This window comes from Ruegeria sp. H4, assembly GCF_056533065.1.
The window spans coordinates 1,285,332-1,305,163 of record NZ_JBQFOC010000001.1; the positions used below are offsets into that span (position 1 = coordinate 1,285,332).

At 58.5% G+C, this 19,832-nt stretch carries 18 protein-coding genes; 5 read left to right on the plus strand and 13 right to left on the minus strand.

All coding sequences use genetic code 11. The annotated features are described in order from the left end of the window. Positions 1–72 precede the first annotated feature (72 nt). The 6 genes from ACR0KG_RS06560 to ACR0KG_RS06585 all read right to left on the minus strand — a co-directional run bounded on the left by ACR0KG_RS06560 (position 73) and on the right by ACR0KG_RS06585 (position 6,073). Entirely contained in the window at positions 73–1,374 is a 1,302-nt protein-coding gene (locus ACR0KG_RS06560) for a pyruvate dehydrogenase complex dihydrolipoamide acetyltransferase (protein ID WP_480542466.1), read from the minus strand. 14 nt (positions 1,375–1,388) lie between these two features. Beyond that, positions 1,389–1,874, minus strand: coding sequence for a hypothetical protein (locus ACR0KG_RS06565; RefSeq protein WP_480497565.1), 486 nt, complete (start codon positions 1,872–1,874; stop codon positions 1,389–1,391). Between the two features lie 3 nt (positions 1,875–1,877). Next, positions 1,878–3,251 (minus strand): pyruvate dehydrogenase complex E1 component subunit beta, encoded by a 1,374-nt coding sequence (locus ACR0KG_RS06570; protein WP_480546825.1) that lies wholly within the window; start codon positions 3,249–3,251, stop codon positions 1,878–1,880. 15 nt (positions 3,252–3,266) lie between these two features. Beyond that, the gene (pdhA, locus tag ACR0KG_RS06575) at positions 3,267–4,256 is read right to left on the minus strand and encodes a pyruvate dehydrogenase (acetyl-transferring) E1 component subunit alpha (RefSeq protein ID WP_480826800.1); all 990 of its coding nucleotides are present in this window, start codon (positions 4,254–4,256) and stop codon (positions 3,267–3,269) included. 176 nt (positions 4,257–4,432) lie between these two features. After that, positions 4,433–4,732, minus strand: a complete 300-nt coding sequence (locus ACR0KG_RS06580) for a septum formation initiator family protein (RefSeq protein WP_170530568.1) — start codon at positions 4,730–4,732, stop codon at positions 4,433–4,435. A 150-nt stretch (positions 4,733–4,882) separates the two neighbouring features. Beyond that, positions 4,883–6,073 (minus strand): phosphoglycerate kinase, encoded by a 1,191-nt coding sequence (locus tag ACR0KG_RS06585; protein ID WP_480826801.1) that lies wholly within the window; start codon positions 6,071–6,073, stop codon positions 4,883–4,885. A 136-nt stretch (positions 6,074–6,209) separates the two neighbouring features. On the opposite strand from ACR0KG_RS06585, the gene ACR0KG_RS06590 reads away from it, so the two are divergent. After that, on the plus strand, positions 6,210–6,716 hold the full coding sequence (locus ACR0KG_RS06590; protein WP_480546833.1) for a peptidylprolyl isomerase: 507 nt from the start codon (positions 6,210–6,212) through the stop codon (positions 6,714–6,716). Continuing rightward, positions 6,709–7,266, plus strand: a complete 558-nt coding sequence (locus tag ACR0KG_RS06595) for a peptidylprolyl isomerase (protein ID WP_480542476.1) — start codon at positions 6,709–6,711, stop codon at positions 7,264–7,266. Before ACR0KG_RS06590 ends, ACR0KG_RS06595 begins: the two co-directional genes overlap by 8 nt. 36 nt (positions 7,267–7,302) lie before the next feature. Here the strand turns inward: ACR0KG_RS06595 and ACR0KG_RS06600 are convergent, their stop codons facing one another. From ACR0KG_RS06600 to ACR0KG_RS06630, 7 genes are all read right to left on the minus strand, one after another. Then, positions 7,303–8,592, minus strand: coding sequence for a hypothetical protein (locus ACR0KG_RS06600; RefSeq protein ID WP_480826802.1), 1,290 nt, complete (start codon positions 8,590–8,592; stop codon positions 7,303–7,305). Positions 8,593–8,740: 148 nt separating this feature from the next. Next, a complete protein-coding gene (gene aqpZ / locus ACR0KG_RS06605; RefSeq protein ID WP_480826803.1) occupies positions 8,741–9,430 on the minus strand; it encodes an aquaporin Z in 690 nt (229 codons plus the stop codon). Between the two features lie 114 nt (positions 9,431–9,544). Further along, positions 9,545–10,354 (minus strand): M90 family metallopeptidase, encoded by an 810-nt coding sequence (locus ACR0KG_RS06610; protein WP_480826804.1) that lies wholly within the window; start codon positions 10,352–10,354, stop codon positions 9,545–9,547. Between the two features lie 110 nt (positions 10,355–10,464). Then, the gene (locus ACR0KG_RS06615; RefSeq protein WP_170530561.1) at positions 10,465–10,965 is read right to left on the minus strand and encodes a bactofilin family protein; all 501 of its coding nucleotides are present in this window, start codon (positions 10,963–10,965) and stop codon (positions 10,465–10,467) included. Beyond that, positions 10,955–12,283, minus strand: a complete 1,329-nt coding sequence (locus ACR0KG_RS06620) for a DUF5930 domain-containing protein (protein WP_480546839.1) — start codon at positions 12,281–12,283, stop codon at positions 10,955–10,957. Before ACR0KG_RS06620 ends, ACR0KG_RS06615 begins: the two co-directional genes overlap by 11 nt. Before the next feature lie 175 nt (positions 12,284–12,458). Next, on the minus strand, positions 12,459–13,277 hold the full coding sequence (locus ACR0KG_RS06625; RefSeq protein WP_480547296.1) for a ferritin-like domain-containing protein: 819 nt from the start codon (positions 13,275–13,277) through the stop codon (positions 12,459–12,461). 87 nt (positions 13,278–13,364) lie between these two features. Then, positions 13,365–13,826, minus strand: coding sequence for a peroxiredoxin (locus tag ACR0KG_RS06630; protein ID WP_353006573.1), 462 nt, complete (start codon positions 13,824–13,826; stop codon positions 13,365–13,367). A gap of 68 nt (positions 13,827–13,894) precedes the next feature. Here ACR0KG_RS06630 and ACR0KG_RS06635 point away from each other — a divergent pair, with 68 nt between their 5' ends. The 3 genes from ACR0KG_RS06635 to ACR0KG_RS06645 all read left to right on the plus strand — a co-directional run bounded on the left by ACR0KG_RS06635 (position 13,895) and on the right by ACR0KG_RS06645 (position 19,757). After that, positions 13,895–17,281: a YhdP family protein gene (locus ACR0KG_RS06635; protein WP_480826805.1), complete on the plus strand. Its 3,387-nt coding sequence runs from the start codon at positions 13,895–13,897 to the stop codon at positions 17,279–17,281. Positions 17,282–17,325: 44 nt separating this feature from the next. Continuing rightward, complete coding sequence (gene queA / locus ACR0KG_RS06640; RefSeq protein ID WP_480826806.1) at positions 17,326–18,372, plus strand: tRNA preQ1(34) S-adenosylmethionine ribosyltransferase-isomerase QueA; 1,047 nt, start codon at positions 17,326–17,328, stop codon at positions 18,370–18,372. A 113-nt stretch (positions 18,373–18,485) separates the two neighbouring features. Further along, positions 18,486–19,757, plus strand: a complete 1,272-nt coding sequence (locus ACR0KG_RS06645; protein WP_170530557.1) for an MFS transporter — start codon at positions 18,486–18,488, stop codon at positions 19,755–19,757. Positions 19,758–19,832 lie beyond the last annotated feature (75 nt).

A 19,832-nucleotide genomic window follows, 5' to 3' on the forward strand; every position in this document is an offset into this window, starting at 1 on the left:
TTGGATATAGATAAACGCAAAAGGCCGCCTCGGTTACAGAGGCGGCCTTTGCTTTTTTGTGGTTGGCTGTATTTAAGCCAGCATGACCATCGGATTTTCCAGATTGTCGACGATAGCTTGCAACAGCTCTGCCCCAAGCGCCCCATCGATGACCCGGTGATCGACAGACATGGTTACCGACATGACGGTGGCAACCGCTAGCTCTCCGTCCTCACCAACAACTGGTTTCTTGACGCCCGAACCGACGGCCAGAATACCAGCATGCGGCGGGTTCACGATGGCGTCGAAATTATCGATGCCGAACATGCCAAGATTAGAAACCGCGAAAGTTCCGCCCTGATATTCATGCGGTGCCAGCTTGCGTTCTCGAGCGCGACCGGCGAGGTCTTTCATCTCGGTCGACAGCGCTGACAGCGACTTGGTGTCGGCGTCCTGCAGGACGGGTGTGAACAGACCGCCTTCGATGGCAACCGCAACGGCCACATCCGAGGGTTTCAACTGCAGCACACGATCACCTGCCCAGACCGCATTACAAGCCGGAACCTGTTGCAGTGAGTTGGCGACGGCTTTGATGATGAAGTCATTGACGCTGAGCTTGACGCCTCGGCCTTCCAACTGCTTGTTCAACTGGCTGCGGAACTTGAGGAGTGCATCCAGTTTGATATCGCGGCGCAGGTAGAAATGCGGGATGGTCTGTTTGGCTTCGGACAGGCGCGCGGCGATGGTTTTGCGCATTCCGTCGAGGCTGATTTCTTCGTATTCGCGCCCTTCGTACATCCGCGCAACCATATCGGCGGATGGGCCGGTCGGAGCAGCAGTAGCTGGGGCTGCAGGGGCCGTAGGCGCAGGTGCAGCAGCCGGAGCCGTCGCGGTAGCACCTTCCACGTCCGCCTTGACGATGCGGCCATGCGGGCCCGAGCCAGCGATTTGCGCCAGATCCAGACCTTTTTGTGCAGCGATCCGACGGGCTAAGGGCGAAGCGAAGATACGACCGCCGTCGGCCTTCATCGGTGCTGCCGGGGCAGGGGCGGGCGCCTCGGATGCCGCTGGCGCGGCAGCCTCGTTGCCCGCGGCGGCTGGGGCCGCCTCAGGGGCCTTGGCAGGCGCAGCGGCGATATCATCCGCGCTTTCGCCATCTTCCAGCAGAACGGCGATGGCAGTGTTGACCTTGACCCCTTCGGAGCCTTCGGGGATCAGGATCTTGCCGATGGTGCCTTCGTCAACGGCTTCGAACTCCATCGTGGCTTTGTCGGTTTCGATCTCGGCCAGCAGATCGCCGGACGACACGGTGTCGCCTTCCTTGACCAGCCATTTGGCAAGGGTGCCTTCCTCCATGGTTGGCGAAAGGGCGGGCATCAGGATTTCGGTGGGCATGTCTTCATGTCCTCTTACTTCGAAAATGAGTAAATCAGCGTTGCGATATCGATCAGGAGGATGGCCGCGCAAAAGGTGACGAACACCCCCACGACCACAGAGCGCGCCTTTGAGACACGCGGATGGTTCTTTTCAAGCCACTCGGTGAACTGGCCCAGGGCAGCGGCATCGCTGTGTTCCACTGCGGCCAGATAATCCATACCCAATTGCAGGCGTTGCTGCTCGAGCACGATGTAAATGACCGAAGCGTATGAGACGACGCAGGCTACACACAGCATGGCTCGGATGGGCCAGGCGCTTGTCAGGCTGCCTTCGACCGATAACAGATCGAACGAGATCTGGTCGAAGGCCTCCAGATTGAACGCGATGCTGACAAAGGAAACCACCAGGAACGCCGCACAGACATAAAGCAGGTTGCGGTTGTTATCCTTGCGCGCGGAGACGAGGCTTTCGAAAAGCCAGTCCACACCCGCAGGATTATGTACGTTCCCGGGGGTCATTGCCTATCGGTAGGTCACTTGTTTGACCGCCGCGATGACCTCATCGGTGGTGATCAGTGCCAGCTTTTCCAGGTTCGCGGCATAGGGCATCGGAACATCCTTGCCTGTGCAGTTGATGACAGGGGCGTCGAGATAGTCGAACGCTTCTTGCATCACGACCGAGCTGATGTAGCTGCCGACTGACCCCTGTGGCCAGCCTTCTTCGACGGTCACGAGACGGTTGGTCTTCATCACCGAGTTGATGATCGCGCCTGTGTCCATCGGTCGGATGGTGCGTAGGTCGATGACCTCGGCGCTGATGCCCTCTTCCGCCAGTTTGTCGGCGGCTTCGAGTGCATATTGCATGCCGATGCCGAAGCTGACGATGGTCACATCCGAGCCTTCGCGCCAGATGCGGGCCTTGCCCAGTGGGATGGTCAGGTCATCCACCTGCGGCATGTCGAAGGACCGGCCGTAGAGGATTTCGTTTTCCAGGAAGATCACCGGGTTGGGGTCTCGGATTGCCGATTTCAGCAGGCCTTTGGCGTCGGCCGCCGAATAGGGCATGACGACCTTGAGGCCCGGTATCTGCATGTACCATGCCGCGTAGTCTTGCGAGTGCTGCGCGGCCACGCGGGCGGCGGCACCGTTGGGGCCACGGAACACGATTGGGCAGCCCATCTGACCGCCAGACATATAGAGCGTCTTGGCGGCGGAGTTGATGATCTGGTCAATCGCCTGCATGGCGAAGTTGAAGGTCATGAACTCGACGATGGGTTTCAAGCCACCAAACGCTGAACCAACCGCGATACCAGCAAAGCCATGCTCGGTGATCGGGGTGTCGATCACGCGCTTGGGGCCAAACTCGTCCAGAAGACCTTGGCTGATTTTATATGCGCCCTGATATTCGGCGACTTCTTCGCCCATAAGGTAAACGTCTGCGTCACCGCGCATTTCCTCGGCCATCGCATCGCGGAGGGCTTCGCGGACAGTCTCGGTTTTCATTTCCGCGTCGGCTGGCCAATCGGGCGACAGGTCCACAACCGGAGCGGCCGGGGCGGCAGCTGCGGGAACGGGGGCTTCAACCGCCGCAGGGGCGGCCTCTGCCACCGCTGCGGCTGCGGGCGCAGCCGCGGGCAGGGAGGAGGCGTCTTCGCCCTCTTCCACCAGCACCGCGATGGGGGTGTTGACCTTGACCCCCTCGGTGCCTTCCGCGATCAGGATTTTGCCAACGATACCTTCGTCAACGGCCTCAAACTCCATCGTCGCCTTATCGGTTTCGATCTCGGCCATAATGTCGCCCGAGGATACGGTATCGCCTTCTTTGACCAGCCACTTGGCCAGCGTGCCCTCTTCCATCGTGGGCGAAAGGGCGGGCATGAGAATTTCGGTTGCCATGTCTTATTCGTCCTCTCAGGCGTAAATGTCGGTCCAGAGCTCTTCGACGGAAGGCTCGGGGCTTTCTTTCGAGAATTCAGCGGCCTGGTTGACGACCTCTTTGATCTCTTTGTCGATCGCTTTCAGGTCATCCTCGGTCGCGTGTTTGCCGGTCAGCAGCAACTCGCGCACATGTTCGATGGGGTCGCTTTGTTCGCGGACCTTCTGAACTTCTTCACGGGTGCGGTACTTTGCCGGGTCAGACATTGAATGGCCGCGATAGCGGTAGGTTTTGACCTCGAGGATGTAAGGCCCCTTGCCGGCGCGGCAGTGGGCAACAGCCTTTTCACCCGCTTCCTTGACCGCCAGAACATCCATACCGTTGACCATTTCACCGGGAATGCCAAAGGCCTGACCGCGATGGTAGATGTCAGCAGACGAGGTCGAGCGCGCCTGTGCGGTGCCCATGGCGTATTGGTTGTTCTCGATCACGAACACCACCGGCAGCTCCCAAAGGGCGGCCATGTTGAAGGTTTCGTAAACCTGGCCCTGGTTCGCGGCCCCGTCCCCGAAATAGGTGAAGGTCACACCACCGTTCTCTTTGTACTTATCCGCAAAGGCCAGCCCGGCACCCAGCGGGACCTGCGCACCTACGATGCCGTGGCCGCCATAGAAATGCTTCTCTTTCGAGAACATATGCATCGAGCCGCCTTTGCCCTTGGACAAACCGCCCTCGCGCCCGGTCAGTTCGGCCATCACGCCGCCCGGGTCCATGCCGCAGGCCAGCATATGGCCGTGATCGCGGTACGAGGTGATCCGCTTGTCACCTTCCTTGGCCGCTGCTTCCAGACCGACAACAACCGCTTCCTGTCCGATATAGAGGTGGCAGAACCCACCGATCAGACCCATTCCATAAAGCTGACCAGCCTTTTCTTCGAATCGGCGGATCAGAAGCATTTCGCGGTAGTAAGTCTTAAGTTCTTCCGCAGAAACATTTGGTTTCTTTGTGGTTTTTCGCGCAGCCATCGTGGCGACCTCTCCCTTTCGGACAGATAGTTTAGCGTTAAACTATCTCATAAAGCATTTCTGTCTTTCTGGCGAGGGGAAATCTGACGCAGCGTCGCAAGGTGCAGAAACTGGCCGGGGTGCAACCGGTCAGCTAGCCGTAAAAGATAGGATTTTCGACGAAAGCTTGGTCCGCCTTAACGGATCACAATCTCATCTGCGCGGATCATGCCCAGGATCGACCGCGCCTGTTGGTCCAGCAGATCGAGATCCAGATAGGTATCTGACAGGCGACGCGTCAGGTTTTCCATCTCGACGATCTCGGTTTCGAGCTTGGCCAGGTCGCGTGACAGAGCGTCCCGTTCCGCTGCAATCTCGACCCGCCGGAACAGGCCATAGTCGCCCTGCACGGCGGCAAAGGTGAAATAAACACCCAGCATGAAAGCCACCGAGAAAAAAGCAACTGAGCCCAAACCGGGCCGATTGGAACGGGACACTCTGTTTACCGCCGTATGAAAACTTGCCTCAATAACGGGTTCTTTGCGAACCTCTGACAGCACTATGTCACAGGTGATTCGGCTTGTGAATCCCCTGATTCGCAAAATCTTGCGGAAGGTTCAGATTAATCGACCGCCCGCAAAACCGCGTTATTGCTCCAGCGCGGCAACGCCGGGCAGGGTTTTGCCTTCCATCCATTCCAGAAATGCACCACCTGCTGTCGAGATGTACGAGAAATCCGCCGCAGCACCGGATGCGTTCAGGGCGGCAACCGTATCGCCCCCACCGGCGACCGAGACCAACTGACCAGACCGCGTCAGCGCGGCCGCTTTCAGTGCGGCTGCGTTTGTGGCCATATCAAACGGTTCCAGTTCAAACGCACCAAGGGGGCCGTTCCAGATTAAGGTTTGGCTTTTTGCGAAGATCTCGGAAATTGCCGCAACGCTATCGGGCCCGGCATCCAGGATCATGCCGTCTTCGGTGCATTGATCAGCAGGCAGCACCTGATGCGGTGCATGAGCCGCGAAGCTTTCAGCGACAACGATGTCAGTGGGCAGAACAATGGTGCAGCCCGAGGTTTCGGCCTTTGCCAATATCTCGGCTGCGGTGTCTTTCATATCGCGCTCAGCCAGCGATTTACCGACATTGATCCCTTGGGCGACAAGAAAGGTGTTCGCCATTCCTCCGCCAATCACCAGATAGTCCACCTTGTCGATCAGGTGGCCCAACAGTTCCAGCTTGGTCGACACTTTCGCGCCGCCCACCACGGCCGTCACAGGGCGTTTGGGGGCGCCCAACGCACCTTCCAGCGCTTGCAACTCGGCCTGCATAAGGCGGCCTGCGCAAGCAGGCAGAAGACGGGCCAGCGCCTCGGTCGAGCTATGGGCACGGTGTGCGGCAGAGAACGCATCATTGCAATAGATGTCACCCAGCTTGGCCATGCCTGCGGCCAGATCAGCGTCATTCTTTGTCTCTGCTGCGTGAAAGCGGGTGTTTTCCAGCAGCAGAACCTGACCGGGCTGCAGGGCGTCTGCGGCCAGTTCGGCCTCGGTGCCGACGCAATCGGCGGCAAACAGGACCGACGTGCCAAAGGCGCTTTCCAATGTGGGCACCAGTTGCTTGAGTGACAGATTCTCGCGCCGTTCACCGCCCGGACGCCCGAAATGCGCCAGCAGGATCGGTTTGCCGCCTGCGGCCAGAATGTCGCGCACGGTCGGCACGATCCGCTCGATCCGGGTGGCGTCGGTGACAACGCCATCCACGATGGGTACGTTGATGTCCACACGCACCAAGACGCGTTTGCCGTTCAGGTCCATATCGTCCAGCGTTTTCCATCCCATCGTGCATTCCTTCGTGAGTTTGATACCGATTTAGGCGGTTCTTTTCCTTCATTTCGTCGTCAGGTCAATGCGTCACTTGGCTTTCACGCGCCCGGCGCATAGGTATTTGCGCAAGACAAAACGACAGGAGGGCCAGATGGCCGAAATCAAGGATCCCGAAAACACCATCATCATCGAGCTGAAAGACGGCAATGTCGTCATCGAACTGCTGCCCGACGTCGCCCCGCAACACAGTGCACGGATGAAGGAACTGGCCCGTGGTGGTGAGTATGACAACGTGGCCTTCCACCGCGTGATCGACGGCTTCATGGCACAAACCGGCGATGTGCAGCATGGTGATATGGAGGACGGGTTCAACTTGCGTATGGCGGGCACCGGCGGGTCTTCCTTGCCGAACGTTCCGGCAGAGTTCTCAAAACTGCCGCATGATCGCGGCACATTGGGCGCAGCCCGGTCGCAGAATCCGGACTCGGCAAACTCGCAGTTCTTCATCAACTTCAAGGACAATCATTTTCTGAACGGCCAGTACACCGTCTATGGCCGTGTCATTGACGGTATGGAACATGTGGACGCCATCGTGCGGGGTGAGCCGCCGATGCAGCCCGATCGCATGATCAGCGTGAAAGTGGCGGCAGATGCGTAAGCTGGCAGTCGCTCTCACTTTGCTGGCCAGCCCGGCCTTGGCCACAGGCCTGCAGATCGAGGTCGAAGGGGAAGGGGCCAACGGCACCATTCTTGTCGACCTGTTCGAAGACGTCGCCCCGCAACATGTTGAACAGATCACCGCTCTGGCCAGCGAAGGCCAATATGACGGTGTGGTGTTTCACCGCGTGATCGATGGATTCATGGCCCAAACCGGCGATGTGCAATATGGCGATCAAAGCGATGAGGCGTTTGACATGCGCTATGCGGGCCGTGGCGGGTCGGATCGCCCGGACGTACCGGCAGAGTTCTCGGATGTCAGCTTTGATCGTGGTGTCGTCGGCATGGCACGGTCGCAGGACCCCAACAGCGCAAACTCGCAATTCTTCATCATGTTCGAACCGGGGCCGTTTCTAAATGGCCAGTACACGGTTGTCGGTCAGGTCACCGAAGGCATGGATGTGGTTGATGCGATCAAGCGTGGTCATCCTGAATCGGGTGCTGTTTCCGGCCAACCGGATGTGATGAAAACCGTCACTGTAACCGAATAAACGTTTCGCCCGGCGCGCCAAAGCGCCGGGTCTATCCTAGTTCAGCTTTTCTGACGCCCGCTGCGCTGTTGGGAACATCGCGCGCCTGATCCGGGCAAGCAACCCATTTTCCCTGATATGCTGTTGATAGGCCCTGTAGGATGGCGACTGCGACAGGCACCGTTCTTCATGCCAGGCGCGCATGAAATAGATGAAGTTCACCCCCAGCAGGGCCATGCAATTGGCCACACCGGTCCAGAAATCCACCGCGATGAACGGGATCGAGACAAGCCACCAGCTGATGTTCTTGCTGATGTACGAGGGGTGTTTGCTTAGATTATAGGGGAAATCACAGGCCAACCCGCGATAGGTGAGGTTCGAAAACCTTAACCCCATACGGGCGGCTGTTAGGCAGTATATCCCAAGGAAAAACAGGATCGTGCAGCCCCAGATCGTGTAGAGTACCGGATAATCCCACAGCCAGGCGCCCCAGGCGAAGCCCTCTTGGGTGTAGTTGAAGTAGTCCCGCGACAGCACCTGCCAGAACGGCGCGTAACAGGCCAGGCAGACCAGCCAGCCGCTGACGGTGGTTTCTGTCCAACGGATATGGGACATCAGCAGCCGGGTGGCCGTTGCGTAGCCGATGACAACAACCGTCAGATCAAGGAAGAAGGAGAAGCGGAACAGGTATTCATAGACCTGCGGGAAGCTTGTCATCTCCCACAAAGATCGCGACTGAAAGAACGTCCAGTCATAGACCAGATAGCAAAACATCAGGGGCAGAAAGTAGCCTTTGACCAGCAGACCCAGCAGATAGACTTTTAGGCCGCGCGCGCGGGTGGAGTGCTGCCCAAGCGTCAGAACCACGCGCCCCAGATGCCACATCCCATCCCGCGGATGCCGCATCATGAAATGTACCGATGTTACGACCGCTAGAACGACGGCTAGAATTAGCCACCAGTAGTCAGCCAGCAGCGAAAAGAAGGGTGAATACCAATCCCCGCGATAGAGGTCTGCCGACCAGTAGAACAGCGCGAGCAGCCCGGCGCTGGCCACCAGCCCAACCAGTTTGACCTGAAAATCCCGAATATAGGTCGCATCGCGGAAGTTTCGTGCGTTGAAAACCAGGCCGCTGCCGGGCATGCGGTGCAGCTTGGCAAAGGCAAACTCTGACGCGACCATCAAACCAAATACGGACAGGGCGAACAGCACGGTTTGATCGCGGTCTGAAACACCGGGCATCGCGGGCCACAGGTAGTGCAGGATCGGGATACTGCAGATCGCGACCAGCCCGGTTGAGGCCGGGATGGCCGATGCGGGGCGCTTAAAGCCGGTTCGCGAGGTCATGAACAAAAACTCTTACACATGCGCAGCGATATTCGTCGCTTTCGGTTGGAATTCAACCTGGCAGTTATCAGGGCGGGAATTCCGAGAAAATGTGTGTCTTGTATCAGATCAAGCGGCGCAACCCTTTGGCTGCGCCGTTTAGTTCAGGTTAATCGTCGGGCGATATCATTTTCCAAATCAGTGCGCCAATTGCAGCACCGATCAGCGGCGCCACCCAGAACAGCCACAACTGAGCAAGGGCCGGGCCATCGGCAAACAGCGCAACACCGGTCGACCGTGCCGGATTCACTGATGTGTTGGTCACCGGGATCGAGATCAGGTGGATCAGCGTCAGGCACAGACCGATCGCAATCGGGGCAAACCCGGCCGGGGCGCCGCTTGAGGTCGCACCCAGGATGACCAGCAGGAAGAACGCGGTCAGCACGATTTCGATCACCAAAGCGGACATCAGCGAGTATCCCTCAGGGGAGGCGTCGCCATATCCGTTTGAGGCAAATCCACCGACGCCCTCAAAGCCGGGCGCTCCGCTGACGATCAGATAAAGGACCACGGCTGCCGCGATGGCGCCGATGACCTGAGCGACCCAATAGGGCAACAGGTCTTTGGCTGGAAACCGCCCGCCGATCATCAGCCCCAGGCTGACCGCCGGGTTGAAATGCCCGCCCGAGATATGGCCAACCGTATAAGCCATGGTCAGGACAGTCAGGCCAAAGGCGAAGGATACACCCAGCCATCCGATGCCCACATCTGCCACACCAGCGGCCAGAACCGCACTGCCGCATCCGCCCAGAACCAGCCAGAATGTGCCGAAAAACTCGGCCATAAGTTTTGATGACATGAAAACTCCTCCGATAAACCAATGGGTTTGAGTTTAGTTCAGAAGATGCCTTTTGTTAAATTTGCAGGCACGGGGAGTTTTCCGTGGGACGTGTCACAGCTAACGCGTATTGCGTTAAGTCCAGCTGACCGGGTCCAGTTGAAACAGCAGTGAGAGCTGTTCATAAACTTCGGGCACACTGTCTTTCAGCGCGTTTGGGCGTTCAAAGAACACCTCGACTGAGACGGCGAAAAACTCTTCATGTCCTTCGGCGCCGTAGGGATCGATGACAGTGGGTCTACCGGTTTCAACTGCATGGACATGGGCATCGTAAGCGGCGACAAAAACGCGCTCCCAATCGGCATAGCTCTGCGCTCGATTCAAGACGGGTACGCCATCTGTGCCGCCGGACAGATCATCGATCTGATGCGCAAACTCATGAAAGACAACATTGTGCCCGTCGTGGTCGTTCAGGGCCCCTTGCCGACTATGCGCCCAGGATAGGATCACCGGGCCTCGGTTCCAGCTTTCTCCGGTGCGGATGATTTCCTTTTCGGTCACCACATAGCCGCTTCGCCTTTGTTGGCGGGATTTGAACGCGTTCGGATAGATCAGAATGGTCGTCAGATTGTCGAACCACATGTCCGTGTTCACAACGAGAAGGCAGGCCTGAGCCGAGATCGAAAGGCGCATCTCTTCTGTGACCTCAAGCCCATCACAGCCAAAGAAGCGGACCTGATCCTGAAACAGGGTCATCTTACCGTCCAACTTGCTGCGCAAATCGGGTGGCAACCGCCGAACGATCGGCACCATGGTCTCGACCACCTGACGTTCCGAAGCTGTTAGCGTGGTGGCCAGCAACCGGGCGCGGGCCTGACGGCGCGACCACAGGTAGTAGGCGATGGCACAGGCGATCAGGGCGACAAGGCTGAGGAATATCAACATGATCCGACCCTATGCCAGTTCCTGCCTGGCGGGAAACGCAAATCGAGTGTCGAAAGAAAAACGCCGCAGGATTGTCCTGCGGCGTTTCAGAAATCTGCTTCGCGTTTGGCTTACTGCTTGACGTCCGCCGCAGGGTTGCCGCCGGATTTACCGCTGCGACCGGGGTTCAGCGGATCGTCCTGACGTTGGACCGAGCCTTCGAAATGGGCGCCGCTTTCGATGGCGATGGTCTTGTGAATGATGTCGCCTTCGACACGTGCGGTCGATGTCAGGCGCACCTTCAGGCCACGCACACGACCCACGATACGGCCATTGACCACAACGTCATCGGCGGTAACTTCACCCTTGATCGTGGCGGTTTCGCCGATGGTCAGCAAATGCGCGCGAATGTCGCCTTCGACAGTGCCTTCAACCTGAATGTCGCCAGTGGTCTTGATATTGCCGGTGATGTGCAAGTCCGAAGACAGAACCGATGCGGGCGGCTTTGGCTTGGGCGCGGTGCTGGCCTTGGTCTCGGATGGGGCAGGGGCCGCCGGAGTCGCCGGAGCAGCAGGTTTTGCCGCCTCAGTTTCCTTGGATCCGGGCTCGTTCATTTTGCTCTTAGAAAACATTTCTCGCAGCCTTGATGTAAGTCATTGGGTTTACGGGTTTTCCGTTCACGCGCACCTCATAGTGCAAATGCGTGCCGGTGGACCGTCCGGTGCTACCCATATCAGCAATATGATCCCCGCGCGAGACCCTTTGGCCGACCTTTACGTTGATCTTGGTGTTATGAGCATAAAGTGTCTCAATCCCGAAGGCATGTTTGATCTTCACAAGGCGACCAAAGCCGGATTGCCACCCGGCATGGCTGACCACACCATCGGCAGTTGCAAAGATATCGGTGCCTTGCGGACCCGCAAAATCGACGCCGTTATGCATCCGGCGACCGCCGGTTTTCGGGTCGCGGCGCGAGCCGAAGCCGCTGGTAAAACGCACGGCAGAATGCACAGGATTGGCAAAGGGGGCCTTTTCGGCAGCCAGACGGTACAGGTTCAGCTGATCCATCTGCTGCAGCAGTTTGTTGGCCCTGATTTCGTCAGCCGTCAGCTCTTCATCGCCGCGGCTGCTGAAGGATAAAGGGGTCAGCGGACCGCCCATACCGCTATATCCGCGCCGGACCTCTTCGATGATACGATCTGTTGGCATACCTGCCTGACGGAACATTTTGTCCAATGGCTCGACCGAGATCACCATCGCCTCTTCCAATTGCCGGAAGATCTCGTCGCTACGTTCCTGCATCAGGCGGATTTCAAGCTCCAATTCGTCGCGCTGATCCAGCGCGGTCTGCGCATCGGCGGCGATCTGGTCGCGTTCTTCGGCGGTGCGCGCCAATGCGTCGGTCATGAACTCCATCTGCGCCGTATCGCCGACCGACGCCAGATACATGCCCGATCCGTCGCTGTCCTGCTTCAGCTCGGTCAGTTCGGTGCGGACCTCTTCGCGTTGTTTCATGGTTGTGCGCAACGTGGTCTGGATCACCTCGATCCCGGTTTCCAACTCGCGGCGGCGGTTTTCCGAGGCCAGCAGTTCCGACTGCATTGCCGAAATCTGCGCAAGGGCTGCATTGAACCGATCCTGTGCGGCCAGCGCTTCCTGCGCGCGGGCGTCCCGTTCGGCAGACAATATGTTTAGCCGTTCCTGATAGGTCGCCTGATCGCGTTTCGCCTGTTCCCGGAAGTTGCCTGACCCAATGCTGTCCATCAGCAGGATCGCGGTCGAAAGCGCGGTCCAGCCAACAATCACCGCAACACCGGCAACAGCGACCACTTGCGTCTCGGAGCTGAGCCGGATGAACCGGGTGTCCTGATCTGATTTAAGAAAAACCCGGCGTTCCGGGAAACGGCGTTCAAGCCATGAGTGAAACTTTATTGCCAGACGTGTTCTCACGCGTCTTACCTCTCATCCCCAAGATCGGGACCGGTCGTGGTGCAATCTCCGTCCCTTGGGGGGATTTCATAAAGCGGACTGGGACATCGGGCAAGTTTGCTGACCAATTTGACGCGAAGCTTGCGAAATTACCCTGTGTCATCGGCAGGAATTCGCCTAAATTAACCTATTTGGATCAATCTGAGACGGTGCCGGGCTGTGGTAGGTCTTCGGTGAGGGGCCAGTAGAAATCTGGCGGCAATCCGGCCTCGGCGCGTTTCTCTTCGTTAAAGGGCGGTTTCAGGACGCCATGGAAATAGCGCCGCACCAAGTCGTGGAATACATCCTTGGGATCGGCATTCTCGCGTCCGCACAGGAAATGGAACCATTTGGACCCGTAGGCCACGTGCCCGACCTCTTCTGCGTAGATGACTTCCAGCGCCGCAATGGCCTGATCGGCCTTGGCCTTCCGAAAAATGTTGATCATGCCGGGTGTGACGTCCAGCCCGCGGGCCTCCAGTACCATAGGCACGACGGCCAGACGCCCCATTAAGTCCTCTGCCGTGTCTTCGGCCGCACGCCACATACCTGCGTGTGCGGGCAGGGCACCGTAAGAGCTGCCCATCTGTTCCAAGCAGTCGCAGACCATCTCAAAATGGCGCGACTCTTCCTCGGCGCATTTAACCCAGTCGTCATAGAATCCGATGGGCATAGGGACATGCCCAAACCGGGCGATGATATCCCAATGCAGGTCGACCGCATTAAGTTCGATATGGGCAACGGCGTGCAGCAGAGCGATCCGCCCAGCCTCGGTTCCCGGTTTGCGCTTGGGCACTTCGCGCGGCGACAGCAGCTCGGGTTTGTCCGGGCGCGCGGGTTGCAAGGGGGGCGTCGCGGTGCCGATCTCGATCGCCTCGGCTTCACCTTTGCGGGCGGCAAACCATGCGGCGGAGTGGCGTTTCGAAAGGGCGGTTTTTTCCCGCCCGTCCGCTGTTGTCAGAACCTCGGTGGCCATCTGGGTCAGTGTTGTGGGCACAGATACGCTCCGCCTGTTTAATGCAAGGCTGCGGAATAAACCGGATGGACGCCGGGGTCGAGGGGTTTACATCGCCTTCACAGCATCCAGCACGGCATCAACATGGCCAGGCACCTTGACCTTGCGCCAAAGCTGCGCGATGCGGCCTTCGCCGTCGATGATGAAAGTGGACCGTTCGATTCCCATCGACTTGCGGCCATACATGTTCTTTTCGACCCAGACGCCATAGTCTTCGCAGACGGTCGAGTTTTCATCTGACAAAAGCGGCGTGGTCAGCCCATGCTTGGCGACAAACTTGTCATGTTTGGCAACGCTGTCGCGCGAGATGCCGAAAACTTGAGCGCCTGCATCGGCAAAGGCCTGAAGTTGTTCCGAGAAACCGATGGATTCCTTGGTACAGCCCGGCGTATCATCGCGGGGATAGAAAAACAAAACGACGGTTGTGCCACGCAGGTCCGATAGGGTGACTTCGCCACCTCCGTCACGAGGCAGGGTGAAATCGGGGGCCATGTCTGAAATGTCGGGCATTGGATACTCCGCAATAGGGTTTTAAGGGCTGCCCGACATCATAGGGCGATATCAGCGGGTTAAAAGGCGTGGACAGCAAATTGGCGCAGCAGGAACAGCAAGGGGGCGATCCGCCGGAACCTGCCCCGCGTCGCCGCTCGCGCCGCCGGGTTGCAGGGCTCTGGGCCATGCGCGGGGCCGTGTTGCTGGTGGTGCTGGCGCTGATTGCGGGTTTCATGCTGATCGGCCAGCGCATGCATGCCCCGGCCTGGGTGCGGGATCGGGTCGAGGCGCGGCTGGAACAGAGCTTTGGCGGGCTACAGGTTCGGTTTGGCGATGTCAGTTTTATCATCAATGAAGGCTGGCGCCCACGCTTGCGTTTGACAGATGTCAGCATCGCGGATGCTGCGGGCCAGCAAATCGCGCAGGTGTCGGACATGCGGGCGAGCCTTGCGATGCGCCCCTTGCTGCGCGGCAACGTACGCCCCAAGCGCATCCTGCTGAGCGGTGCCCAGATTTCGTTGACCCGGGGCCTGGACGGGGCGCTGACCCTCACGGTTGGCACTGACAGTTCGCCGGTTCAACAGGCCCCCAACCTGGCGCAGCTGATCGAAACCTCGGATGATATCTTTTTGTCTCCGATGCTCTCGGCGCTGACATCCGTTCGGCTGGACGCGATCACGCTGGACTACCGCGATCTGCGACTGGGTCGGTCGTGGATCATGGATGGCGGGCATATCCAGATCACCCGCAACGACAACGAAATGCGACTGGCAACCGGCTTCTCGGTTCTATCCGGGCGCGATTTTGTAAGCGGGATCGAGGCCAATTACACCAGCGTTCTGGGCACGCCTGAGGCGCGGTTCGGGGTCACGATCACGGATTTACCTGCCGAGGATGTCTACGACCAAAGCCCTGCCTTGGCATGGCTGCAAGTTCTGCGCACGCCAATCTCTGGCGCGTTGCGGGGCAGCATCGATGGAGAAGGCGCAGTCGGTCCGCTGTTTGCAACGCTCAATCTGGGGGCCGGTGTGGTGCAGCCGACGCCCGAGACGCGCCCGGTGCCGTTTGATTCGGCTCGGACCTATTTCACCTATGAGCCCACACGTCAGGAGATCGATTTTAACGAAGTATCGGTTGTCTCGGCTTGGGGGGCGGTGCAGGCGTCCGGTAAAGCCTATTTGCAGGGCGTCGAAAATGGAACGCTGGACAGCCTTGACGCGCAGCTTCGATTCACCGGTATCGATGCCAATCCGGCGGGGTTGTTCCCCGAGGCTTTGAAGCTGCGGCAGGCGGATCTTGATTTCAAAATGACCTTTGCTCCGTTCAAGCTGCGCCTTGGGCAGATAACCGTCGAAGACGGCGAACATCGTGTAAGCGCATCGGGTGAGTTGCTCGGGCTGGAAGACGGTTGGTCCGTCGATCTGGATGCCCATCTGGATCGCATGACCTCAGATCAGGTGCTTGGCTATTGGCCTGAAAGACTGGCCCCGAAGCCGCGCGAATGGGTCACGAAGAACCTCTATCAGGGCAAACTGTCGGACATGGATTTCGCGTTGCGCCTGCGGCCCGGATCGAAACCGGACCTCTATCTGGATTTCGGGTTCGAAGACGCAACGATCCGGTTTGTCAAAACGTTGCCCCCGATTGAAAACGCTCAGGGACAGGCCAGCTTGATCAATCGCCGATTTACCGCGACTGCGCAGAGCGGGTTCGTGGTTGCAGATGCTGGTGGCCTTGTGGACGCATCGGGGACGTCTTTCATCATTCCGGATACGGATATCAAGAAATCCGCCCCGGCCATTGCCCGGATCAAGGCATCAGGCAATGTGACGGCCGCGCTGTCGCTGCTGGATCGACCGCCGCTATCCTTGCTCAGCAAAGCTAATCTGCCGGTTGATCTGGCTGATGGTACCGTTGCGCTAAGCGGTACGCTGTCTTTGCCGTTAAAGAAAAAGTTGAAGTTTCAGGACACCCAGTTCCATTTTGATGGCGATCTAGACAACCTAAGCAGCGACGGGCTGGTTCCCGGGTTTTCCGTTTCCGCTGACACCCTGCGCCTGAGCGGCGATCAAACCGGCGTGCAGATCGCGGGGCAGGGTCTTTTCGGTGATGTGCCGATCGAGGCCAGTTGGCGGCAACCCATCAATGGTGAAACGGCGCAGCGCAGCGAATTGACCGGTCAGATTGAGTTGTCTCCCAAACTGATGGAAACGCTGAAGGCGGGGCTTCCGCGGGGGATGCTAACGGGGAAAGGCACGGCCGATATCACGCTGGGGATCGGTGCAGGGGAACCGCCGAAACTATCGGCCCAGTCTGATTTGCGGGGGGTTGCGCTCGCCATCCCGGAACTCAGTTGGCGCAAAGCTGCGGGCAGCACTGGTACGCTGAGCGCAGAAGCGACCTTGGGAGATCAGATCAGTGTCGATAGCTTGCAGTTGAACGCGGCTGGATTGCGGGCCAAAGGCGCGATTTCCTTCCGCGAAGACGGGGCGTTTGATCGCGTCAGCTTTAGCTCATTTGATCTGGGCGATTGGCTGGCCGTCCCGGCAGTATTGATCGGGCGCGAGTCGGGACCGCCCGATATTCGCGTGCTGGGGGGCGTGCTGAACCTGGGCCGCGCGCAATTTGGCGAGGGCGACGGGGGCGCAGGCGGCACGGGCCAAGGATCGCAGGTGGACGTGACGCTGGATCGGTTGCAGGTCACCGAGACCGTGGCGTTGACGGGATTTCAGGGGGTGTTTCAAACCACGGGCGGGGTCAATGGAAGCTTTCGGGCGCGCGTGAATGGGGAGGCTGCGGTTCAGGGGCAGGTGACGCCGCGCGGCAATCGCAGCGCCGTGAACCTGACCTCTGGCGACGCAGGGGCGGTTTTGCGCGCTGCCGGGGTACTGACACAGGCAAAAGGGGGCGATCTGGATTTGCAGCTTGAGCCGGTAACCGCGCCCGACAGCTATGACGTGATCCTCAAGATCATAAATACCCGCATTACCGACGCCCCGGCCATGGCGGCGTTGTTAAATGCCATCAGCCTTGTGGGTCTACTGGATGAGATGGCTGGGCAGGGGATCTTTTTCTCATCCATCGACAGCCGGATGAGGCTGACGCCGACCGAAATCAAAGTGCTAAGCGGCAGCGCCGTCGGCCCGTCGATGGGCCTGTCTTTCGACGGCATTATTGATACGGTGAACGGCAGGCTCGATCTACGTGGTGCGATCTCGCCAATCTACCTGGTGAATGCCATCGGCAGCGTGCTGACCCGCAAGGGTGAAGGGATCATCGGCTTTAACTATTCTCTTACTGGCCCACTGAGCGCACCTAAAGTATCGGTGAACCCTCTGTCCGGATTGGCCCCGTTGTTCCTGCGCAATCTGTTGCGCCCACCGGCACCCACCGTCTCGGATGGGCCGAATGCGCAGCGCCAGAAACCGGATGAGCCAAAGCGGACCTTTGGATCACCGCCTCGGGACAATTGAACCGGGATATGGCCGAATCTATCCTAGCCTTGTAAGGCGCGGCCATGAAACTCAGCGATTTTGATTTCCATCTGCCCGAAGAGCTGATTGCCACGCGGCCCGCCAATCCGCGATCCTCGGCTCGTTTACTGGTCGCGCACGGGGATCGGGTCACCGACAGCAACGTTTTCGATCTACCCGATTGGTTGCGACCCGGCGACCGCCTTGTGTTGAACGACACACGGGTGATCCCAGCACGGTTGAGCGGACGCAGACACCGTAACAGCGCGCAGGGCCCAGTCTCTGCCGCGATCGAAGCAACCTTGCTAGAGCCGCAGTCAGATGGCTGTTGGACCGCCTTGGTCAAACCTTTGAAAAAGGTGAAGCCAGGGGAGGATATTGTCTTCTCAGATGATCTGTCAGCAGTATTGGATCGGGTCGAGGACGGTCAGGCTTTTCTGCGCTTCAACCTGACTGGTGATGATTTCGATGCGGCGTTGGAACAGGCAGGCGCGATGCCTTTGCCGCCCTACATTGCCGCCAAACGCCCTGCGGACGAACAGGACAAGACCGACTACCAGACCATCTGGGCCCAAAACGCAGGTGCTGTGGCCGCACCAACGGCGTCGCTGCATTTTGACGACGCGCTGATGCAGGCCTTGGCCGCGCGCGGGGTCACCTTCAGCCATGTGACATTACATGTGGGCGCAGGCACGTTTCTGCCGGTGAAGGTCGAAGATGTAACCACTCATAAAATGCATGCTGAATGGGGTCGGGTCAGCGCCGAAGCCGCTGCTGAGATCAGGGCGACCAAAGCCGCAGGCGGACGCGTCATCCCGGTTGGCACCACAGCGCTGCGCCTGATCGAAAGCGCTGCGCGCGCGGGGCAGATCGAAGCCTGGGAAGGTGAAACTGATATCTTCATCTATCCCGGCTTTCAGTTCCACGTAACCGATGCGTTGATGACCAATTTCCACCTGCCCAAATCCACCTTGTTGATGCTGGTGTCCGCCCTGATGGGGCAGGACCGGATGCGGCAGCTCTATGATCATGCAATCGCTCAAAAATATCGCTTCTTCTCATATGGAGATTCGTCGCTTTTGATCCCGTGAGGGCCGCGTTTCAGGCGGCGAACGACAGGAATGTCGTAGACAAGCGCGACCGAGGCGGTTTTTGATCGCACCAACGAATCCGTATTCTGATCGGCATTTCACCGGAGGCCCCAATGATTCAGGTTCTGTCCAGCGCGTGGGCGTTGTTGCTGGGAATGGGGCTGTTGATGGTCGGCAACGGCCTGCAGGGCACTATCCTGGGTGTGCGTGGTGAAATCGAAGGGTTCTCGACGCTTGAGATGTCCTTTGTGATGTCTGCCTATTTCGTCGGCTTTCTGGGCGGATCACGTCTGGCACCCGAGATGATCCGCCGCGTTGGCCATGTACGCGTCTTTGCGGCGCTGGCTTCGTTCATCTCGGCTGTCATGATCATGTATCCGATGCTGACCGACCCGATAGCCTGGGTGCTGGGTCGTGTCGTGATCGGATTCTGTTTCTCGGGCGTATACGTGACCGCAGAAAGCTGGCTGAATAACGCAGCCAGCAATGAAAACCGCGGCCAGGCTCTATCGCTCTATATGATCGTTCAGATGACCGGGATCATCAGCGCGCAGGGCTTGGTTTTGCTCGGGGACCCGGCTGGCTATCAGACCTTTGTCATTGCTTCGATTTTGGTTTCGATCTCATTCGCGCCGATTTTGCTGTCCATCTCGCCAACGCCTGCGTTCGATTCAACCAAGCCGATGACATTGCGTGAGCTGCTTGGAAAGTCGCCCTTGGCCTGCGTTGGTATGTTCTTTCTGGGCGGTGTGTTCTCAGCTCAGTTTGGTATGTCGGCGGTTTACGGCGCGCGGGCCGGGTTGTCGCTATTCGAGATTTCAACCTTTGTGGCCGCGTTTTATATCGGCGCGGTTGTTTTCCAATATCCGCTGGGTTGGTTCTCGGACCGAATGGACCGCCGCCTGCTGATCACGCTGGTCTCGGTTGCAGGTGGCGTTGGTGCCGTGGTCGGGATGATCTATGGCGTGACCTATCCTGTTCTACTGGGATCAGCTTTTGTCATCGGAGGTCTGTCGAACCCGCTTTATTCATTACTGATTGCGCATGCGAACGACTTTCTTGATCACGAGGATATGGCTGCAGCTTCAGGCGGATTGGTGTTCATCAACGGCTTGGGTGCCATTGCGGGTCCACTGATCACGGGTTGGTTAATGGGCGATGAGGTCTTTGGCCCGCAGGGCTTTTTCCTGTTCCTCGCCGCATTGTTGTTCATGACCGCGATTTATGCGCTGTATCGGACCACGCAGCGTCCGACGGTTCCTGTAGACGAGACCGGTACGATGTCGCCGCTTTACCCCACAGCCTCGCCTGTGGCGTTTGAGGTGGCGCAGGAAGTTGCTATCGAGGCGGCCGAGGCCGAGCAGGATGCGCAGGAAACAGCTTAAGACACGAAAATATGTCGATATTGTTGCAATATTTTACTGTAACAAATCTGTAAAATGGCAATAAATGACGTTACG

What these genes read in the sequence shown, in the direction of transcription:
- ACR0KG_RS06560 (WP_480542466.1), bottom strand. Translation starts at nt 1,374, where the DNA reads ATGCCCACCGAAATCCTGATGCCCGCCCTTTCGCCAACCATGGAGGAA.
- ACR0KG_RS06565 (WP_480497565.1), bottom strand. Translation starts at nt 1,874, where the DNA reads ATGACCCCCGGGAACGTACATAATCCTGCGGGTGTGGACTGGCTTTTC.
- ACR0KG_RS06570 (WP_480546825.1), bottom strand. Translation starts at nt 3,251, where the DNA reads ATGGCAACCGAAATTCTCATGCCCGCCCTTTCGCCCACGATGGAAGAG.
- pdhA (WP_480826800.1), bottom strand. Translation starts at nt 4,256, where the DNA reads ATGGCTGCGCGAAAAACCACAAAGAAACCAAATGTTTCTGCGGAAGAA.
- ACR0KG_RS06585 (WP_480826801.1), bottom strand. Translation starts at nt 6,073, where the DNA reads ATGGGATGGAAAACGCTGGACGATATGGACCTGAACGGCAAACGCGTC.
- ACR0KG_RS06590 (WP_480546833.1), top strand. Translation starts at nt 6,210, where the DNA reads ATGGCCGAAATCAAGGATCCCGAAAACACCATCATCATCGAGCTGAAA.
- ACR0KG_RS06595 (WP_480542476.1), top strand. Translation starts at nt 6,709, where the DNA reads ATGCGTAAGCTGGCAGTCGCTCTCACTTTGCTGGCCAGCCCGGCCTTG.
- ACR0KG_RS06600 (WP_480826802.1), bottom strand. Translation starts at nt 8,592, where the DNA reads ATGACCTCGCGAACCGGCTTTAAGCGCCCCGCATCGGCCATCCCGGCC.
- aqpZ (WP_480826803.1), bottom strand. Translation starts at nt 9,430, where the DNA reads ATGTCATCAAAACTTATGGCCGAGTTTTTCGGCACATTCTGGCTGGTT.
- ACR0KG_RS06610 (WP_480826804.1), bottom strand. Translation starts at nt 10,354, where the DNA reads ATGTTGATATTCCTCAGCCTTGTCGCCCTGATCGCCTGTGCCATCGCC.
- ACR0KG_RS06615 (WP_170530561.1), bottom strand. Translation starts at nt 10,965, where the DNA reads ATGTTTTCTAAGAGCAAAATGAACGAGCCCGGATCCAAGGAAACTGAG.
- ACR0KG_RS06625 (WP_480547296.1), bottom strand. Translation starts at nt 13,277, where the DNA reads ATGGCCACCGAGGTTCTGACAACAGCGGACGGGCGGGAAAAAACCGCC.
- ACR0KG_RS06630 (WP_353006573.1), bottom strand. Translation starts at nt 13,826, where the DNA reads ATGCCCGACATTTCAGACATGGCCCCCGATTTCACCCTGCCTCGTGAC.
- queA (WP_480826806.1), top strand. Translation starts at nt 17,326, where the DNA reads ATGAAACTCAGCGATTTTGATTTCCATCTGCCCGAAGAGCTGATTGCC.
- ACR0KG_RS06645 (WP_170530557.1), top strand. Translation starts at nt 18,486, where the DNA reads ATGATTCAGGTTCTGTCCAGCGCGTGGGCGTTGTTGCTGGGAATGGGG.